A 14608-nucleotide genomic window follows, 5' to 3' on the forward strand; every position below is an offset into this window, starting at 1 on the left:
GATGGACGAGAATTTTAATAGTAAACACTTCAGCCTTGAAAAAGTTAGTGATGGAATATATGCAGCTATTGCAAAAGAAGGCGGAGGAGCTCTAGCTAATGCAGGATTTGCAGATTTAGGAGATCAGATTATCATTTTCGATACTTTCAATACCCAGCAAGCCTCCCAGGACCTGAAGGACGCCGCTGAATTTATTACAAATAAGCCAGTCACAACTGTAATGAATAGTCATTGGCACGGGGACCATATTCGCGGAAACCAAGTTTTTACGGATAGTACCATCATCTCCAGCGAAACCACTTTCTCAAAGATGAAAGAACTTCACCCATCTAGAATTAGAAAACAGAAAGAAGACATACAAGGGCTGGCAAATTATATTGAATCCCTAAAAAAACAGTTAGATTCGGACACTGATGCCCAATTACAAAACAAAATTAATTTTTTGCTTGAATTGAAGTTTTCCTTATCAAGCCTGGAATTGGTGTTACCCAGCCAAACATTTATTGACGAATGGAGCCTGAAAGGAACAAAACGAAATGCAAAGCTTTTCACCCTTGGCGGAGGGCATTCCTACTGTGATGCCATGCTTTATATTCCTGAGAGTAAGGTAATATTTATGGGAGATTTACTATTTGTTGATTGTCACCTCACCTTTTTTGAAGAGAGCAATCCAGAAAAATGGATCGAGATTCTGCAAAAAGTTGATCGTTTTGAAATAGATACAGTTATACCGGGACACGGCTCTATCGGGACAAAAGAAGAGATTAAAAACAACATCAACTATATTGAATCATTAATGTCTGTGGTTTACAGGAATGACGAAAAGAATGCATCTGAAGTTCCTGATTTATATATGGATTGGGATTCTCCTGAGATTTATTTTCAAAATATTAAAAGACTAGAAGAATCTTTAAGCCGATAATAAGCTGCCTCTAATGTGTGCTATCCCTTTTTAAACCCTTTGCACCATAATAAATTTCATGCAAAAGACTCGCCAAATGACGAGTCTTTGCTGCTTTTATAAGCTGTAAAAATGAGTAATCGACAGCTTGAATATAACTGATTCTCTCAATCGTCCCTTCTTGAGGAAGAGGATTCATCATCCTCTCGATACTGCTCCCTTGGCAGTTTATTGAAGGGCAACACCATTATGCCTGCGGACAACTACCGGCTGTTCCGTAACATCATACCCGGCAACCTCCACTCTTCCGGATGAAGCACTGATCAAGGTGGTCAGTACCTGTACAGTCGTCGGCTTCCCTGCACCGTTCGGCCCCAGAAAGGCGAAGAATTCCCTTTCACCGACTTCAAAGGATACATTCCCTTTTTTTAAACGTCTTGGTCAAGGTCTCACCCGCTATCTTCCCATTCATACAGGTCCCTCCATTCTGACTTAATACTATTCGGGGGAGGACACTTTTCATCCTTCAAGAGTGGCTTATGGATGTGTTTTGATAAAAAAAGGCTGCAACCGGATCCTATTCTGATCATCAGTTGCAGCCTTTTTAATATAACTTCAATCCGTCAAGGATAATCCCATAATATGGTCGGTATAAATGGCAAAACAATCACTTTCCAATGTAATACCAGGATTAGAAAAAGGGATGATTTCCACATTATTCAATACAATCATAGCGTGCAAATTAGCGACCTTCCCTTCTTGCATTAACTTGAATGTAGTATCCTCAGACTTCAGAATCGCTTTACTCAATAACGGAATTGTATCGATATCCGGTTCATCTATGCTGATTCTCTCAGCGACGATAAAGGCATTTGCAGTAGCGATTTTAATCTTCCGCTTATGGTTCTCCTCTTTCTGTAATTCATCTAATACCGCCTGAATGACCACGATGTCCAACTTTTTCATATCGTGTTGTTCAGGATTCAGCTCGTGTCCCGTAAATTCTTGCAAATAAATCTCCCCCATATTCCACATAATCTCAGCTAAAATCATGGTAATTTAAATTAGATTTGAAACAAAAGTAACAGTGCGGTTGCTCCGAGGAACATCTCAGTGAAGGTTAATATTGCTTGCTTTGGTTGACTGCTGTATTTCCACTCAAAGAATAGCCTTACTGAATACTCCAAAATTAAAATAGAGAGAACTCCAGAGGCAAATAGGTAGGTTGCCTCCTCAAAATAGTTTATTTGCAGTAAGATAAGAAAAACGAACATGATGGTTGAAATAGTTCTAATCCATTTGTCAATCTTCCTATGTCGATCATTTATGTAATTATTTGAAAAGAATTTTTTTTTTACCTTCTCGATATGAAAAACCTTTCTTAGAATAAGCTTTGCAATCCATATTACCATCGAAATAACTATGACAATTGAGAATACCTTCAACCAAAACATATTTATCCCCCTTATCATTCAAAGGCTACCTTGCTCCGCATTATCCCTTTGAAATTGTGGTAAAATCGCTCAGTAATTTACTCGTCATCCACTTCCAAGCTCACCAGGTACGGGCTGATGAGTGAGCCGATAAGTCCCAGAATAATTCCAACCCCAATAGATAAAAGGAAATGTTTAAAAGGAGAAAGAAATTGAGCAAATATTAACATGGGAAATATGGTCAGAGCAGTATTTGTTAACCTTCCGGGTATAGTGACAAAATGTTCTTTTGCACAAGCTGTACATCGGAAAGGTTTGTATAGAGCGCCCCATAAATACTGGTATAATTCTTTCCATTTGAATTCACTTTTACAATACCGACAGTGCTGCAAGCCTAATATCCCCCTTAAAGTTTTCAAAATCCCCTATCACACCAGCACTCCTATTACATTATTAATTAGACGAAATACCGGATTCACAAGTTTCATATAAAATACCACTTCCTGAACAAAAAAAGGCTTCATTGCCAGCACCCGCATCCAGCAAACAAACCCTTATTCATTTTTTCTACCCCGATTGGATAATTTGTTGAAGAAGAAGTAAACCAGAAGCGTTATGATTACAACCATCACAAAAAATGCTGTTACTTTCCCTAAATCTTCATCCCATACAAAATAATAAGAAATGATTAACAGACTGATAATGATGACAATTTGGCAAATGCGAATAAGCATCTTTTTATTCAACGTCATTTCCTCATTTGGACAGTTATTATGGTCTGCTTGATAATTATGGTGCTATTTTATTGAACCGGTGATGTTGGAAAGCAGCTGTGGAATTCCAACATCATTTGAGAACCAGAAAACCTATGATGTTGGAAAAGCAGTGGAATTCCTACATCATTTAGCTAAGATTGCCCGGTGATGTCCGAATCGCGGATGAATTGGTACATCATTTGAGGACCAGAGTACCAATGATGCTTTAAAAGCAGTGGAATTCCTACATCATTTTTTCTGAGAATCGCCGATGATGTTTGAAAAGCGGATGATTTGGTACATCATTTGAGAACCAGAGACCCGATGATGCCGGAAAAGCCGTGCAATTCCTACATCATTTAGCAGAAAATGGCCGGTGATGTCCCAATAGCGGATGATTTGGTACATCATTTGAAGAACAGAGTACCGATGATGCCGAAATAGTGGTGGAATTCCTACATCATTTTTTCTGAGAATCGCCGATGATGTCTGAAAAGCGGATGAATTGGTACATCATTTGAGAACCAGAGAACCTATGATGCTGGAAAAGCAGTGGAATTCCTACATCATTTAGCAGAGAATGCTTGGTGATGTCCTAATAGCAGATGAATTGGTACATCATTCAAGGACCAGAGTACCAATGATGCCGGAAAAGCTATGCAATTCCTACATCATTTAGCAGAAAATGGCCAGTGATGTCCCAATAGCAGATGATTTGGGACATCATTTGAGGAACAGAATACCGATGATGCTGGAATAACCGTGGAATTCCTACATCATTTAGGTGAGAATGGCCAGTGATGTCCCAATAGCTGATGAATTGGTACATCATTCGAGGACCAGAGACCTGATGATGTTGGAAAAGCAGTGGAATTCCTACATCATTTAGCAGAAAATGGCCGGTGATGTCCCAATAGCGGATGAATTGGTACATCATCCGAGGAACAGAGTACCTATAATGCTAGAAAAGCGACGCAATTTCTAAATTATCTAAAAAATATTAGAAGATCCCTTAAGTACAGTGTAACATTTCGAATATTTAAACAAATAAGCCCCTCTCTCTAAAGAAGGGGGCTCTTGTTGAGTTGTTAGAACTCATTTAAATATATTGGGATAAACGACAATCCATTTTCTTTCCTGATTTCTTTAGCTGCTTCTGCATCTTCAGCCAGTGATTCACTTAGAACACCTGATCTTTCTGAGAGGCTGACCTCTAAAAGTTTTGAGTTTTCATGGTCTTTTACTTTACCAATTACTGTTCTTTCAATTGAAAGCTCCTTTGGGAATTTTTCGTGATACAGGTCTATCTGCTGTTTTTCTTCTTCTGTTAACAGTACTAAAGTATATCCATATTCTGATAACATTTTTTCTATTTCTGCTTTTTCATTATATGTTGTTATTTGTTCAACCTTTTCGCTTTCATTAAGTGGTATGGTCACGTCGTCACCAATTTCCAGGACTGCATTATTTTGACCTTGAACAGGTCCAAAAATCATTATATATTCGTCCTTTTCCCCCTCAACCTCACCCTTACTAAAAACGGGGTCAATTCGGTCGCCTTTTGACGCAATAAATACACCGGATTTTTTTTCATCAACACTATATCCATATTCTTTACTAATTTTTCTTGCATTAAGGAATTGGTGTTCCAGCTTACTCATCACTCTATATTCCATTCCGCTATCATCAGTCAGGATTTCTGTGTCCGAGCCGGTAACGACTACTCTTGTTTCCAGCTTTGAAAATTCAACCCTTGTAACAGTATAGGTTTCTCCTTTGTAAGTGAATTGTTTGTTCAACTCTAACGTTTTCCGTTCAGATATGGCAGTTGGTTTAACCGTGAATTCAAGTGGCCATATTGTTTGTATACCTTCATAACCTTCATCTTTCCAAACCGTAAGTGTATCAATTTCCAAACGAATATCTTTACCTTCATAGTCCTTCAATGATTCAAAAGATAAGGCTGTTACTACTTTGTTTTCTTTACTATCGTAGTATCTGCTGCCCCATCCTACGTTGTCTAATTTCTTTTTTTCATTTCCATTCAATAAGTTTATCGAACTTTCACCTTCAAAAAGATCAATATAGACGTTCTTTAAATCAGTTTTTTTACTTTGAAACGTCAATAAGAGCTTTGTCTCTTTGTCATCCATCAATACTCGTTCAAAGTTCACATTTATGCTTTGATTTTTATCAAAGAACGTTTGGTCCAACACCTGGCCTTCACCTGCTATAACTGCTGTTCTTACGCCTGAATCATCAATATGCTGACTAGAGAATAGTTTGTCATAGACCTCTTGAATTGCTGCTCTTACAGGGGTTAAAGTAAGAGAGGAAGCAACGATTATGAGGGATGCAGCAATAATTGATAATCTTTTATAGAGGGATTTTTTCCGTATTTCAGATACTCCTAAACTAAGTTTATTCTCCGATAGATTATTCTCGGCAGTCGTTACACCCTCCTCCACTAATTCCGCTTTAGCTTGTTTAACGCCCAAGGTGGCCCTAATATGCAATTCATCCGGAATTTCGATTTTCTCTAACTCACTTCTTATCTTATTATTCATACATATCGGCCCTCCTGATCTGTTTACGAAGCTTTGCCAGCGCACGATATAAAACAGACTTAACTGTACCCAATGGTGATTCCTCGATTTCTGATATTTCTTGCAGGGTATAACCATAATAAAACTTCCAGAGTATGATGCTTTTTTCACTTTCATTTAATGTTTCAATCAAGTCTTTTAACGATAATGAAAGAGGAATATCCTGTTCTGCTGAATCAATAAGATGTAAGTATTCAGGATGTAAATGAACAACCTTCTTTTGTTTCCTCAGCAGATCCGTGGCACATGAAATGGCAATTTTGATCAGCCATGTTTTAATATGAACAGGGTTCCTCAGTGTTCCTATCTTCTTAAATGACCGATAGGCCGTTTCCTGTACGACATCAAGTGCATCATCCTTATTTTTTACATATACAAAAGCGATGCGATAAAGATCTATTTCGTATTCTTGAAATATACTTAGAAAAGCCTCTTCGTCGCCTTCCTGGGCTTTATGAACTAGTTCAATAATTGCAACTCACCTTCTTTTTCATGGACATCTTCCGGGTACTTTGTTTTATAGATATTAAGGAAAGCAACCAGTACTGCGAAAAATGCCCTATTCATCTTTCCATTCTACATATTAGACGGACGTGTTAAGCATTTGGCTTCATTTAATTATCTTCACTACGTAAAGTTGATCATGGTGAAGAAATTGTTATGCTATTTCTGAATGCATACCTCTACAAGACGCAGATATTGAGAACGAAAAAACGTATTTTGTTTATTGTAAAGCAGGTTCTGATCCCACCAAAAAAGAGACAGTCAGACTGTCTCTTTATATATCACCCGATGACTGTCCCCGGATACGTTAATGCGGTAACGCGGTAATTCAGGTGGGGACTGTCCCCTCTTTATGCTTCATCTATTAATCTAAATACTGACCTCTTTATTCTTCATTACCTTGAATGTGACAGTTGCAATCACGGCTGACAAGATCACCATCCAAACCACTGCTGCAACGGGGTATAAGATTGGATTACCGAAGAGATTGACCGTTTTGAAACTGTTGAAGAAAAAATCCACTCTCATGATATACAGGTATGAAAAATGGACCAAATTTAAGAGCCACGGTTTTAATGGCACCATTTCGACCAGCATGAACGGAAGGGAGAACACAGCCCCTGATATAAAAAATGAGAGAAGCGAGTTTTTACTCAGTGATGAGATGAAAAGGATCAGAATGGCAAAACCAAAAGCCGCAATAAGATGAATTCCGAGTTGAATCAGGTGAAATTCAAGCAGATTCAGGCCGTATGGAGAACCAAAGTACCTGAAAACGAATTGAAGCGGTGCCTTCCACCCCAGGTTTCCCAGTAAATAGAGCTTGCTGGCCACATTCACGGCTTCCCATACGCCCACAACTATCAAGGTATAAATCATAGCGGCACCAAGCTTTGACCATGTCAGCTCCGCCCTCCCTTTCTTAGAACTTAGTATATAATTGTCGACTCCAGAACTGTACTCTCGTGTATATATTGAAGAAAGTCCGATCAAAAGCATGGCCCCTGTAACGATAAATCCGAATGTACCGGTATAATCAATAATTTCGGCAGGACCTTTGTAATAAGAAAAATAGGAAAGGTCCACGTTTTCTAGCACCTGCTTTTCCAGCTCAGCATTGTATTGGTTTGAACTATCCAGTTCCTGCAGCCGTAGATTGATGGCCTCCTGGATTCTTTGGCTGAAAGCAATATCTTCATAGATTCCGGCCATGATTTCCTCGTTCTCCGATAAGAAAGATCCTTCGGTTCCATCCGCTATCATTTCCTCTATCCGTTCTTCTGCTTTGGCATTTAATTCTTCATTCGAAGCTTCCGCCTCCATAATTTTTTCAGAGGTTATTGTCCCTTCCCAGTCCTTATAAAATTGCTTGGTCTGCTCATCTGTTTTCTCAAATTTTCCTATATACATAGATGACAAAAGGATGAGGACAAGAAAGGTGACATACACCATTTTTTGGCTGAAGATTTTATAAAGTTCAAACTTTAAAAGCTTCATTCCATCCCCTCCTCTTCATCGAAGTAGTACAAATATAAATCTTCCAGATTAGGTTCCACGCTTTCTGCCTTAAGATGGGGTTTTTCTTCGCTTATCATCCGCAGGTGATAACCCTCTTGTAAACGGGAAATGTTCCCTACCTTATATCCGGACTGATACGTTTCCAGTTCCTCTCCTTTGACTGTCAGCGACCAGACTTTTTGTTCAAGACCTTTCAGCAAGTGGCTCGGTGATTCTTTTTTGACAAGCTTCCCGTCTTTAAGAATCAGGACTTCTTTTGCAATGAATTCGATGTCCGATACGATATGTGTGGACAGAAGGACGATCCGGTTGGCTGATATTTTCGATAAAAGATTCCGGAATCGGATCCGCTCTTTCGGATCGAGCCCTGCTGTCGGTTCATCAACGATCAGGATTTTGGGATCATTCAATAAAGCCTGTGCGATCCCGATCCTCCTTTTCATGCCGCCAGAAAATTTCCCGACTTTCTTTTTCCTATCCTTATGAAGGCCGACTAATTCCAGCGTTTCTTCCACCTTGTCCTTCGCCTCCTGCTTCGTGAGACCTTTCAAGGCGGCGATATAATGAAGCAGCTTTTCAGCTGAAAAGTTTTTATACAGCCCGACTTGTTGAGGAAGGTAACCAATCAAGTCGCGGTATTCAGCATCCATCTGCGCTATGTCCCTGCCATTCAGATAGACCGCCCCTGCTGTCGGCTTCATCACTGTCGCCAGGATTCTCATGAGTGTCGTCTTCCCGGAACCATTGGCACCAAGGATGCCATAGACTCCATTGGTGAATTCGAGATAAAGGTTATCCAGCGCCTTAATTTCTCCATGTCTTTCTTTAAATGTTTTTGAAATGCCCTCAATGGTTAAATTCATAGTTCACACCCCTTTTATACAACCGGTTTGCTTGAAGAGCGGTGCATACGACGGCTGCCAGGATGACAAGTACATAGACAGCTGCTGGTACCGCTTCGAGTTTTTCAATGACTGCAGTGTTACTAAGCATCACTCCGGAACCGATCCAAATCACAAGTGCAGCCGTTACCGCATGCAGATGACGCAATCTACTGGCTATAAGGAAGGAGATCCCGGTTATGACTGTGAAAGGTGTCATCCAATAGAGAAGCAGTTTCCCCATTCCTGCATCTTCAGCAAAAACTGATAGTGCAGCCGTTGCAATTAAATTAATTCCGATATTGAAGCCGCCAATGATGAACATCTTGGACAGGATGATTTCCTGCAAGCTGTATTTGAAGGATAGTTCGAGTTCTGCCATCCCACTCTGCCTGCTTTTCAGGATTTCGAACAAACCTGTAATGGTGGGCAGCGGAGCAAAGAGCATCAACGCCGCATATGGATTCTGATCAGCAATGGTCACAGCAGACAAGCATATCGAAAGGAACAGGAGATTCAGTATCCAAAATAATGGGCTGAAATAAAATACTTCTTGATAGGATTTCTTCATCAATGATTGAACGTTCTTTGAAAAGCCTTTCCAGCGGTTTTCTTTTACCGGAACAAAAGGACGGACTGCTTCGATCGTCCTCATCATTTCCGCCTCACTTGGATACTCAACATCATATTCGTCCAGCTTGAAGCCGATCTCTTTCTCCAAATTATCGAGTTCAACGTCAAATTGCTTATCATTTCTTCTGCTGCTGTCCATATTCCTCACCTCTCTCTAAAAGTTTAGCTAACTTTCCCAGTCCCTGTTTCAATCTCGATTTGACGGTTGATTCATTCGCTTCTGTCACCGAGGCAATTTCATGAATCTTCATCTGGTGATAATACTTCAGGATGATAGCATCACGTTGATACTCCGGCAGCTCACCGATCGCGGACTTCACTCGCTCCCTCGTTTCTTTCTGTGCAAATATGTAGGAAACGTTCGTTTTCTCATTAGTAAGGGTTTCCGGAAGTTCAGACTGCTTAAGGCTTCGATTATAATCAGCACTTTTCCAGTGATCACGGCAGTGGTTCACAGCAATCGTGAACACCCAGCTTTTGAAACTGCCGCTGTTTGAATAGGAATGGATTTTTTGGATCACCTTGATAAAAATCTCCTGAGTCAGGTCATAAGCCAGATCCCTGTTTCCTGTCTTCCGGTAAACAAAAGCAAAGACATCTTTATAATATTTACGCGTCAGGACTTCCATCGCCGCCTGGCTTCCACGGAGGATCTCCTGAATCAGCTGTCGATCTTCAGACACGTTGCATCACCTCAATATGTAAGACGAGAATAGATTTTAAAAAGATTTATTTTTTTAAAAAACTTTATTTATTGCTTTAAAAATCAATTTTTCATTTCAATGATATAAGCCTGTGTGCCCACCTCTTTAGTATAGGCTGTTTTCGCCTATATTGTTGCTTTCGGAAAAATCCCAGGTGCCGGATTTTTCCCCGGTATACAAAGGGTTTACTCTCGAAAAAGAACGAGTAGCTCTTTCCTTTCCTTCTCACCGGGGGTTATTACGACGATATATCAGGATATTAGTTAAAATTTATATTGAATAGCAACAAAGTTTACGAAAAGAACCTTTGTATAAACGCTGCAACGAATATTTTTCTGGTTGAATGCTGACACAAAAAAGGAGGAAAACCCCGAAGTGTTTTCCTCCTGAAAAATTCATTTTTCATCCATCGAAAGAGTTACAACCCCATTAACAGAGGGATTCCAACAGCCAGCCCTATGATGACTAAGAAAAATACCCAAGCCAAAGGACGAGCTAAATTTACTGTCCATCCTACTCCAAACCGTTTTTCCAGAAATAATGAAGGATCATTCGGATTGAAGTAAATAACACCTAATTTCCAGTAACGGTCGTCATCCCGGTCGATAACTGTACCATTCTCCCCTGTTGTGGCTGTCTGCACCCTGCTGCCTCCTTGGCCTGTTGTAATTGAAAGGATTATGGACCCGGCAACCACACCGACTGTAAAGATTAGCGGAATGATGGTCATGAGTTCATTGTTGATGGAATAAATGCTTGATAACTGTATGAAAGCTAATAATAAAACGACTGCTATACCGGTCATAATGACGTAGGCAGACCAGCGTCTCCTGAATACAACATTTTTCTTCATTGAGTCCTCAGGATTTTGCGCACTCACTTGCTGCTTTGCCTTAGCTATGATGGTATTGATGAAAATAAACAGAAGTGTCAAATAAACTTGAATGATCGGCATGACTAATACGCTGCGATAAGATTTCTCTACAGAGTTAGTCACCTCTCCATCAAAGTTGTATTTGGTCGGAATCTGGTCGGGCATGGCCTGATAATGCTGGAAGGTAAGGAACACAGTAACCAGTACAACCAAAAACGAAATGATGAACCACAAATTGGAATGAGTCAATCTTTGTTTACGAAAGGCGGTATCGACCACTACAAGCTGGGATTTCTCGGCTGCCCATTTATTATGCTGTTTCAGTGTTTTCATCTTTCTGTGAAATACAAGGTAGATGACAAAACTGAAAACGATGAATGCAAAAACGATTCCACTGAATAGTAAGCTCATCAATTCTTCATCTGCTGAAAAAGACGAACCCATCAAGAAGAAAATGATAGTGACAGCAACACTTAAAAACCCTGTCAATACCGCATATTGCTTTCGCATCCCCTTAAGCTCCTTGGAATTGTATACCTCTTCAGGAATGGAAACCCCAAAGCTCTCTGTTTTCCTGGTCCAGTAAGGAATGAACATCATGGATAGAAACACAGGAATCATGATCACCAATAATAAAATGTAAACCGTATTCATCTAACTCTCCCCCTTAGAATAATCTTTGAAGATCCTGCTGCACATTTGCAAAAATTCCTCTTCATCCATTCCCCGGCATACCGATTCAGCAATTAACGGGTGTAATGTCCTTGTTAATTTATCCCGGTACGCATCATCTGCCTGCTGGACTCCATCGGGGTTCACCACAACCCCTTTTTGACGATGGATTAAGATGAAACCTTCTTGCTTCAACTGCTGATAGGCTTTATTCACCGTATGAAGATTGATCCCGATATCTGCTGCCATTGAACGGACGGAAGGCAATCCATCACCCGGCTTCATCTCTCCTTTGGCAATGCCGGCAATGATCTGGTGCTTTAATTGTGTATAAATGGGTTCTTCTGACTCTAAATCAAGCTTTATTAGCATTTTGTCACACTCATTTCTTTGTGCTATCTGTTATACATATAATATAACAGATAGTCGTGTTGGTCAATATATTTTTTTTAAAAAAAGGAAAACAAAAAACCGGCCAGAGCCTTTCGCTTCTGACCGGTGATAATGTGTCGATGTTTCCGCATTCCTATCGTTTGTTAGCCAGCGGATCAAATTACTTCATTGTGTTACAAGGTAAAAGTATATCTACCAATCAACATTTCCCCAGGAGGATTGCAGCTTTTGCAGCAGTACAATTTGTCCGAGATGATACGAATCATGCATCATTATACTGCTGAGTAAACGTTCCCTGGAATACCTGTCTGCTGCATACGGTTTTTTCATTGTTTCATCATCAATGCCAGCAATGACGGTTCGCAATGTATCCATGACCTCAGTGAAGCGATGAACTGTCCGGCGCCACCCCTGTTCGTCTTCAGGATTCCCTGGATGTCCAAAGGTTTCCTCATTGCTTTCGGCTCCATGATGATTTTCTGTTCCTTGAAGTCGATGGATAACATCCTCGTTCCAAAATATCAGATGATTAACAATCTGCCAGATCGAATTGCTGGTTCCCGAACTTGTCGATGCCGCCTCAGCTGCGCTTACTCCCTTCAGCGCTTGATCCATGGATGCAAACCAGTCATTTTCATGACAGTGCATATCGAGCTGATCCACAAACACATTGGACAAAACTTGCATACAATCCATCTCCTCACTATTTAATTTTTGGCTCTGTTAAAGAGTATTGTTGCTTTTTGAAAAGGTAAGTTGACTTCCACTCCAGGTGTCCGACTCCGCGGGGCGGACGGTGAGCCTCCTCAGCAGCGCTTCCGGGGTCTCACCTGTCCCGCTAGTCCCGCAGGAGGTCGAGCACCTTCCGTTTCAGTCAACATATCCGCAGGAAATGATTTTCCATTGTAAACCAGATGTATCCACTTTTCTTGATAATCTCGGAAAAGATATACACTTGGATTAATGGGCCGCCAATTTGATTAAACCAACATTTTCAGGCTCTTAATAGTCCATGAACCAAAAACTTTTTATAGCAACCATATTACCTAACAGAGCCTAATTTTAGAAAACAACTTTTCTTGCGTTTAATCAGTTCCCTATTTTTATAGTTCGATATTTTTTTAAAAAGTCCTCGTTCAGCGCTATGGTTTGCTGGTCATTTCAAAATCAATCCAAGTTTGAGGTTTACTTAGTGGAATTTTGAAACAATATAAATGCCGGATTCGTCATACTATAAACAGCATATTGTAATCTCGTAATGGCAACAGGCGGCTAGTCATGGAATTAATACATTATAAGGAGATGGCTGTACATGGACAGACTTATCACTATACTCCTATTTGGATTACCGATCTTAGCACAAGCTGCTTTTCTGTTTTACTGGGGTAAATCAGGGAAAGATTGGGGAACTACTGAAGATGATATTGAGTAAATGCATACAAGTAACTTTGAGGGGCGATTGCTAAATAAGCAGTTGCCCCTTTTTCGTTTTCGATTAGGTGGATTGTATAATTGGCTGTTGACTATTCAGTTGAACTGTAATACATTAATATAAAGTCGAACTATATAGTCAAACTGAATAGAGGGTGAGTTAATGAAACATCAACTGCTTCCATTGTCGGAAACCATGCATTATATTTTATTGGCGCTGCGTGAACCGCTCCATGGATACGCTGCAATGCAGAAGATAGAAGAACTGAGTAAAGGCAGCGTTATATTAGCCGCAGGTACGCTGTACGGAGCGATTGAAAACCTGAAAAAACATGGCTGGATTGAGCCAGTTGGGAGCTCTGGCCGAAAGAAAATTTATAAGATAACACCTGAAGGAACCTCCGTTTTGAAAATGGAACAGGAAAGGCTTTTGCATATTTTATCCTTGTACGAAGGAAGTGAAGCAAATGAAAAAATTTAGATTGTTTTTCAATATTGAAAAAGAAGAGCAGTTTCTAAATGAGCAATTACAGAAAGGCTTCCGCTGTATCCATATTAGTGGATTGGGAATTTACACCTTCGAACCAACCGACAAGAGATACGTCATGAGGCTTGATTATCAGAACAATCTATCGAAAGAAAAGTTTGCTGAATACAAAGGGTTGTATGAGGATTTTGGCTGGAATTATATCAAAGGTCCTTGGGGGAGCGGCATCCGGTATTGGCAGAAAGAGGACGAGGATCAGACGGAAATCTTCTCTGACCGTGAATCTAAGGGAAATTACTACAAAAGGCTGATGAATTATTCGTTTTGGCTGGGCAGCTTGTTTTTGTTTTATTCATTTCTGTTTTACAGTGATTCAGAACTGTATCATGATGGACTATGGAGCATGGACGGTTCATTATTTTGGAAAGCCTTCTTGTTTGAAACTCCATTTGTCCTGATGAAGCTGCTTCCCGCACTTATGGCCATATTGTTCTGGAGAAGTTACTTTAAAGCTTACCAGAAGCATTCCAAGTTAAAAGGAGAATAGTGAATAAGGGTAATGTATGAATTGACTTCTTTTCTTATAAGCGTACCTCTAAAGGCAGTGAAAGCTCTTCAGAGGTACGTTTTTCTGCTTATTTATTCTCTTCGGGCTGCGATGGCACGATTCACCTGAATTCGTGTCCCAGAAGTCAGCGGCCCCTTTCTCTAGAGGTACGTTTCTTATCTAATCGTGCCTCTTCATATAAGGTTTCCTCTTCCTAAGGAGACGTTTCTTTGTTAATCATATTTCTTTAGCGTGCGGGAGCTGTCTCC

The 14608-nt window shown here is 40.1% G+C and carries 19 protein-coding genes; 3 read left to right on the forward strand and 16 right to left on the reverse strand.

The annotated features are described in order from the left end of the window. Position 1 precedes the first annotated feature (1 nt). Positions 2-922 carry an MBL fold metallo-hydrolase gene (locus D3H55_RS21185; RefSeq protein WP_119549306.1) on the forward strand — a complete coding sequence of 307 codons (921 nt, stop codon included), beginning with the start codon at positions 2-4 and terminating at the stop codon, positions 920-922. A gap of 207 nt (positions 923-1129) precedes the next feature. Here the strand turns inward: D3H55_RS21185 and D3H55_RS25395 are convergent, their stop codons facing one another. From D3H55_RS25395 to D3H55_RS21255, 16 genes are all read right to left on the reverse strand, one after another. Beyond that, positions 1130-1279: an ATP-binding cassette domain-containing protein gene (locus tag D3H55_RS25395; RefSeq protein ID WP_168413208.1), complete on the reverse strand. Its 150-nt coding sequence runs from the start codon at positions 1277-1279 to the stop codon at positions 1130-1132. Positions 1280-1516: 237 nt separating this feature from the next. Continuing rightward, positions 1517-1912, reverse strand: coding sequence for a hypothetical protein (locus tag D3H55_RS21195; RefSeq protein WP_119549307.1), 396 nt, complete (start codon positions 1910-1912; stop codon positions 1517-1519). 53 nt (positions 1913-1965) lie between these two features. Further along, on the reverse strand, positions 1966-2355 hold the full coding sequence (locus tag D3H55_RS21200; RefSeq protein WP_240628732.1) for a DUF4181 domain-containing protein: 390 nt from the start codon (positions 2353-2355) through the stop codon (positions 1966-1968). A 77-nt stretch (positions 2356-2432) separates the two neighbouring features. After that, entirely contained in the window at positions 2433-2753 is a 321-nt protein-coding gene (locus D3H55_RS25515) for a TIGR04104 family putative zinc finger protein (RefSeq protein WP_168413204.1), read from the reverse strand. 135 nt (positions 2754-2888) lie between these two features. Further along, positions 2889-3068, reverse strand: coding sequence for a hypothetical protein (locus D3H55_RS24605; RefSeq protein ID WP_168413205.1), 180 nt, complete (start codon positions 3066-3068; stop codon positions 2889-2891). A 270-nt stretch (positions 3069-3338) separates the two neighbouring features. After that, on the reverse strand, positions 3339-3500 hold the full coding sequence (locus D3H55_RS24610; protein ID WP_168413206.1) for a hypothetical protein: 162 nt from the start codon (positions 3498-3500) through the stop codon (positions 3339-3341). Positions 3501-3744: 244 nt separating this feature from the next. Beyond that, positions 3745-4026 (reverse strand): hypothetical protein, encoded by a 282-nt coding sequence (locus D3H55_RS24615; protein WP_168413207.1) that lies wholly within the window; start codon positions 4024-4026, stop codon positions 3745-3747. Positions 4027-4177: 151 nt separating this feature from the next. Further along, positions 4178-5656 (reverse strand): DUF4179 domain-containing protein, encoded by a 1479-nt coding sequence (locus D3H55_RS21215; RefSeq protein ID WP_119549310.1) that lies wholly within the window; start codon positions 5654-5656, stop codon positions 4178-4180. Next, positions 5649-6167 carry a sigma-70 family RNA polymerase sigma factor gene (locus tag D3H55_RS21220; RefSeq protein ID WP_119549311.1) on the reverse strand — a complete coding sequence of 173 codons (519 nt, stop codon included), beginning with the start codon at positions 6165-6167 and terminating at the stop codon, positions 5649-5651. The genes D3H55_RS21215 and D3H55_RS21220 overlap by 8 nt, the downstream gene beginning before the upstream one ends. 401 nt (positions 6168-6568) lie before the next feature. Continuing rightward, positions 6569-7696, reverse strand: coding sequence for a V-type ATP synthase subunit E family protein (locus D3H55_RS21225; RefSeq protein ID WP_119549312.1), 1128 nt, complete (start codon positions 7694-7696; stop codon positions 6569-6571). Next, positions 7693-8580: an ABC transporter ATP-binding protein gene (locus tag D3H55_RS21230; protein WP_119549313.1), complete on the reverse strand. Its 888-nt coding sequence runs from the start codon at positions 8578-8580 to the stop codon at positions 7693-7695. The genes D3H55_RS21225 and D3H55_RS21230 overlap by 4 nt, the downstream gene beginning before the upstream one ends. Continuing rightward, entirely contained in the window at positions 8564-9370 is an 807-nt protein-coding gene (locus tag D3H55_RS21235) for a hypothetical protein (RefSeq protein WP_119549314.1), read from the reverse strand. The genes D3H55_RS21230 and D3H55_RS21235 overlap by 17 nt, the downstream gene beginning before the upstream one ends. Continuing rightward, entirely contained in the window at positions 9348-9914 is a 567-nt protein-coding gene (locus tag D3H55_RS21240) for an RNA polymerase sigma factor (RefSeq protein ID WP_119549315.1), read from the reverse strand. The genes D3H55_RS21235 and D3H55_RS21240 overlap by 23 nt, the downstream gene beginning before the upstream one ends. A 439-nt stretch (positions 9915-10353) precedes the next feature. After that, the gene (locus D3H55_RS21245; protein ID WP_119549316.1) at positions 10354-11463 is read right to left on the reverse strand and encodes a DUF1648 domain-containing protein; all 1110 of its coding nucleotides are present in this window, start codon (positions 11461-11463) and stop codon (positions 10354-10356) included. Beyond that, entirely contained in the window at positions 11464-11853 is a 390-nt protein-coding gene (locus tag D3H55_RS21250) for a GntR family transcriptional regulator (protein WP_119549317.1), read from the reverse strand. It abuts the gene before it with no gap. Positions 11854-12066: 213 nt separating this feature from the next. Then, on the reverse strand, positions 12067-12561 hold the full coding sequence (locus tag D3H55_RS21255) for a DinB family protein (protein WP_119549318.1): 495 nt from the start codon (positions 12559-12561) through the stop codon (positions 12067-12069). A gap of 907 nt (positions 12562-13468) precedes the next feature. Between D3H55_RS21255 and D3H55_RS21260 the strand changes: the two genes are divergently transcribed. Continuing rightward, the gene (locus D3H55_RS21260) at positions 13469-13786 is read left to right on the forward strand and encodes a PadR family transcriptional regulator (RefSeq protein WP_119549319.1); all 318 of its coding nucleotides are present in this window, start codon (positions 13469-13471) and stop codon (positions 13784-13786) included. Continuing rightward, a complete protein-coding gene (locus D3H55_RS21265; protein ID WP_119549320.1) occupies positions 13773-14339 on the forward strand; it encodes a DUF2812 domain-containing protein in 567 nt (188 codons plus the stop codon). Before D3H55_RS21260 ends, D3H55_RS21265 begins: the two co-directional genes overlap by 14 nt. The last annotated feature ends 269 nt before the right edge of the window (positions 14340-14608 follow it).

The sequence above is a fragment of the Bacillus salacetis genome (assembly GCF_003581585.1).
GTDB classification, from domain to species: Bacteria; Bacillota; Bacilli; order Bacillales; family Bacillaceae_B; genus Rossellomorea; species Rossellomorea salacetis.

Excerpts from the sequence above, each read along its gene's own strand:
- D3H55_RS21185 (WP_119549306.1), top strand. The coding sequence starts at position 2 with ATGGACGAGAATTTTAATAGTAAACACTTCAGCCTTGAAAAAGTTAGT.
- D3H55_RS21200 (WP_240628732.1), bottom strand. The coding sequence starts at position 2,355 with ATGTTTTGGTTGAAGGTATTCTCAATTGTCATAGTTATTTCGATGGTA.
- D3H55_RS24605 (WP_168413205.1), bottom strand. The coding sequence starts at position 3,068 with ATGCTTATTCGCATTTGCCAAATTGTCATCATTATCAGTCTGTTAATC.
- D3H55_RS24610 (WP_168413206.1), bottom strand. The coding sequence starts at position 3,500 with ATGATGTACCAAATCATCCGCTATTGGGACATCACCGGCCATTTTCTG.
- D3H55_RS24615 (WP_168413207.1), bottom strand. The coding sequence starts at position 4,026 with ATGATGTACCAATTCATCCGCTATTGGGACATCACCGGCCATTTTCTG.
- D3H55_RS21215 (WP_119549310.1), bottom strand. The coding sequence starts at position 5,656 with ATGAATAATAAGATAAGAAGTGAGTTAGAGAAAATCGAAATTCCGGAT.
- D3H55_RS21225 (WP_119549312.1), bottom strand. The coding sequence starts at position 7,696 with ATGAAGCTTTTAAAGTTTGAACTTTATAAAATCTTCAGCCAAAAAATG.
- D3H55_RS21230 (WP_119549313.1), bottom strand. The coding sequence starts at position 8,580 with ATGAATTTAACCATTGAGGGCATTTCAAAAACATTTAAAGAAAGACAT.
- D3H55_RS21235 (WP_119549314.1), bottom strand. The coding sequence starts at position 9,370 with ATGGACAGCAGCAGAAGAAATGATAAGCAATTTGACGTTGAACTCGAT.
- D3H55_RS21245 (WP_119549316.1), bottom strand. The coding sequence starts at position 11,463 with ATGAATACGGTTTACATTTTATTATTGGTGATCATGATTCCTGTGTTT.
- D3H55_RS21250 (WP_119549317.1), bottom strand. The coding sequence starts at position 11,853 with ATGCTAATAAAGCTTGATTTAGAGTCAGAAGAACCCATTTATACACAA.
- D3H55_RS21255 (WP_119549318.1), bottom strand. The coding sequence starts at position 12,561 with ATGCAAGTTTTGTCCAATGTGTTTGTGGATCAGCTCGATATGCACTGT.
- D3H55_RS21260 (WP_119549319.1), top strand. The coding sequence starts at position 13,469 with ATGAAACATCAACTGCTTCCATTGTCGGAAACCATGCATTATATTTTA.
- D3H55_RS21265 (WP_119549320.1), top strand. The coding sequence starts at position 13,773 with ATGAAAAAATTTAGATTGTTTTTCAATATTGAAAAAGAAGAGCAGTTT.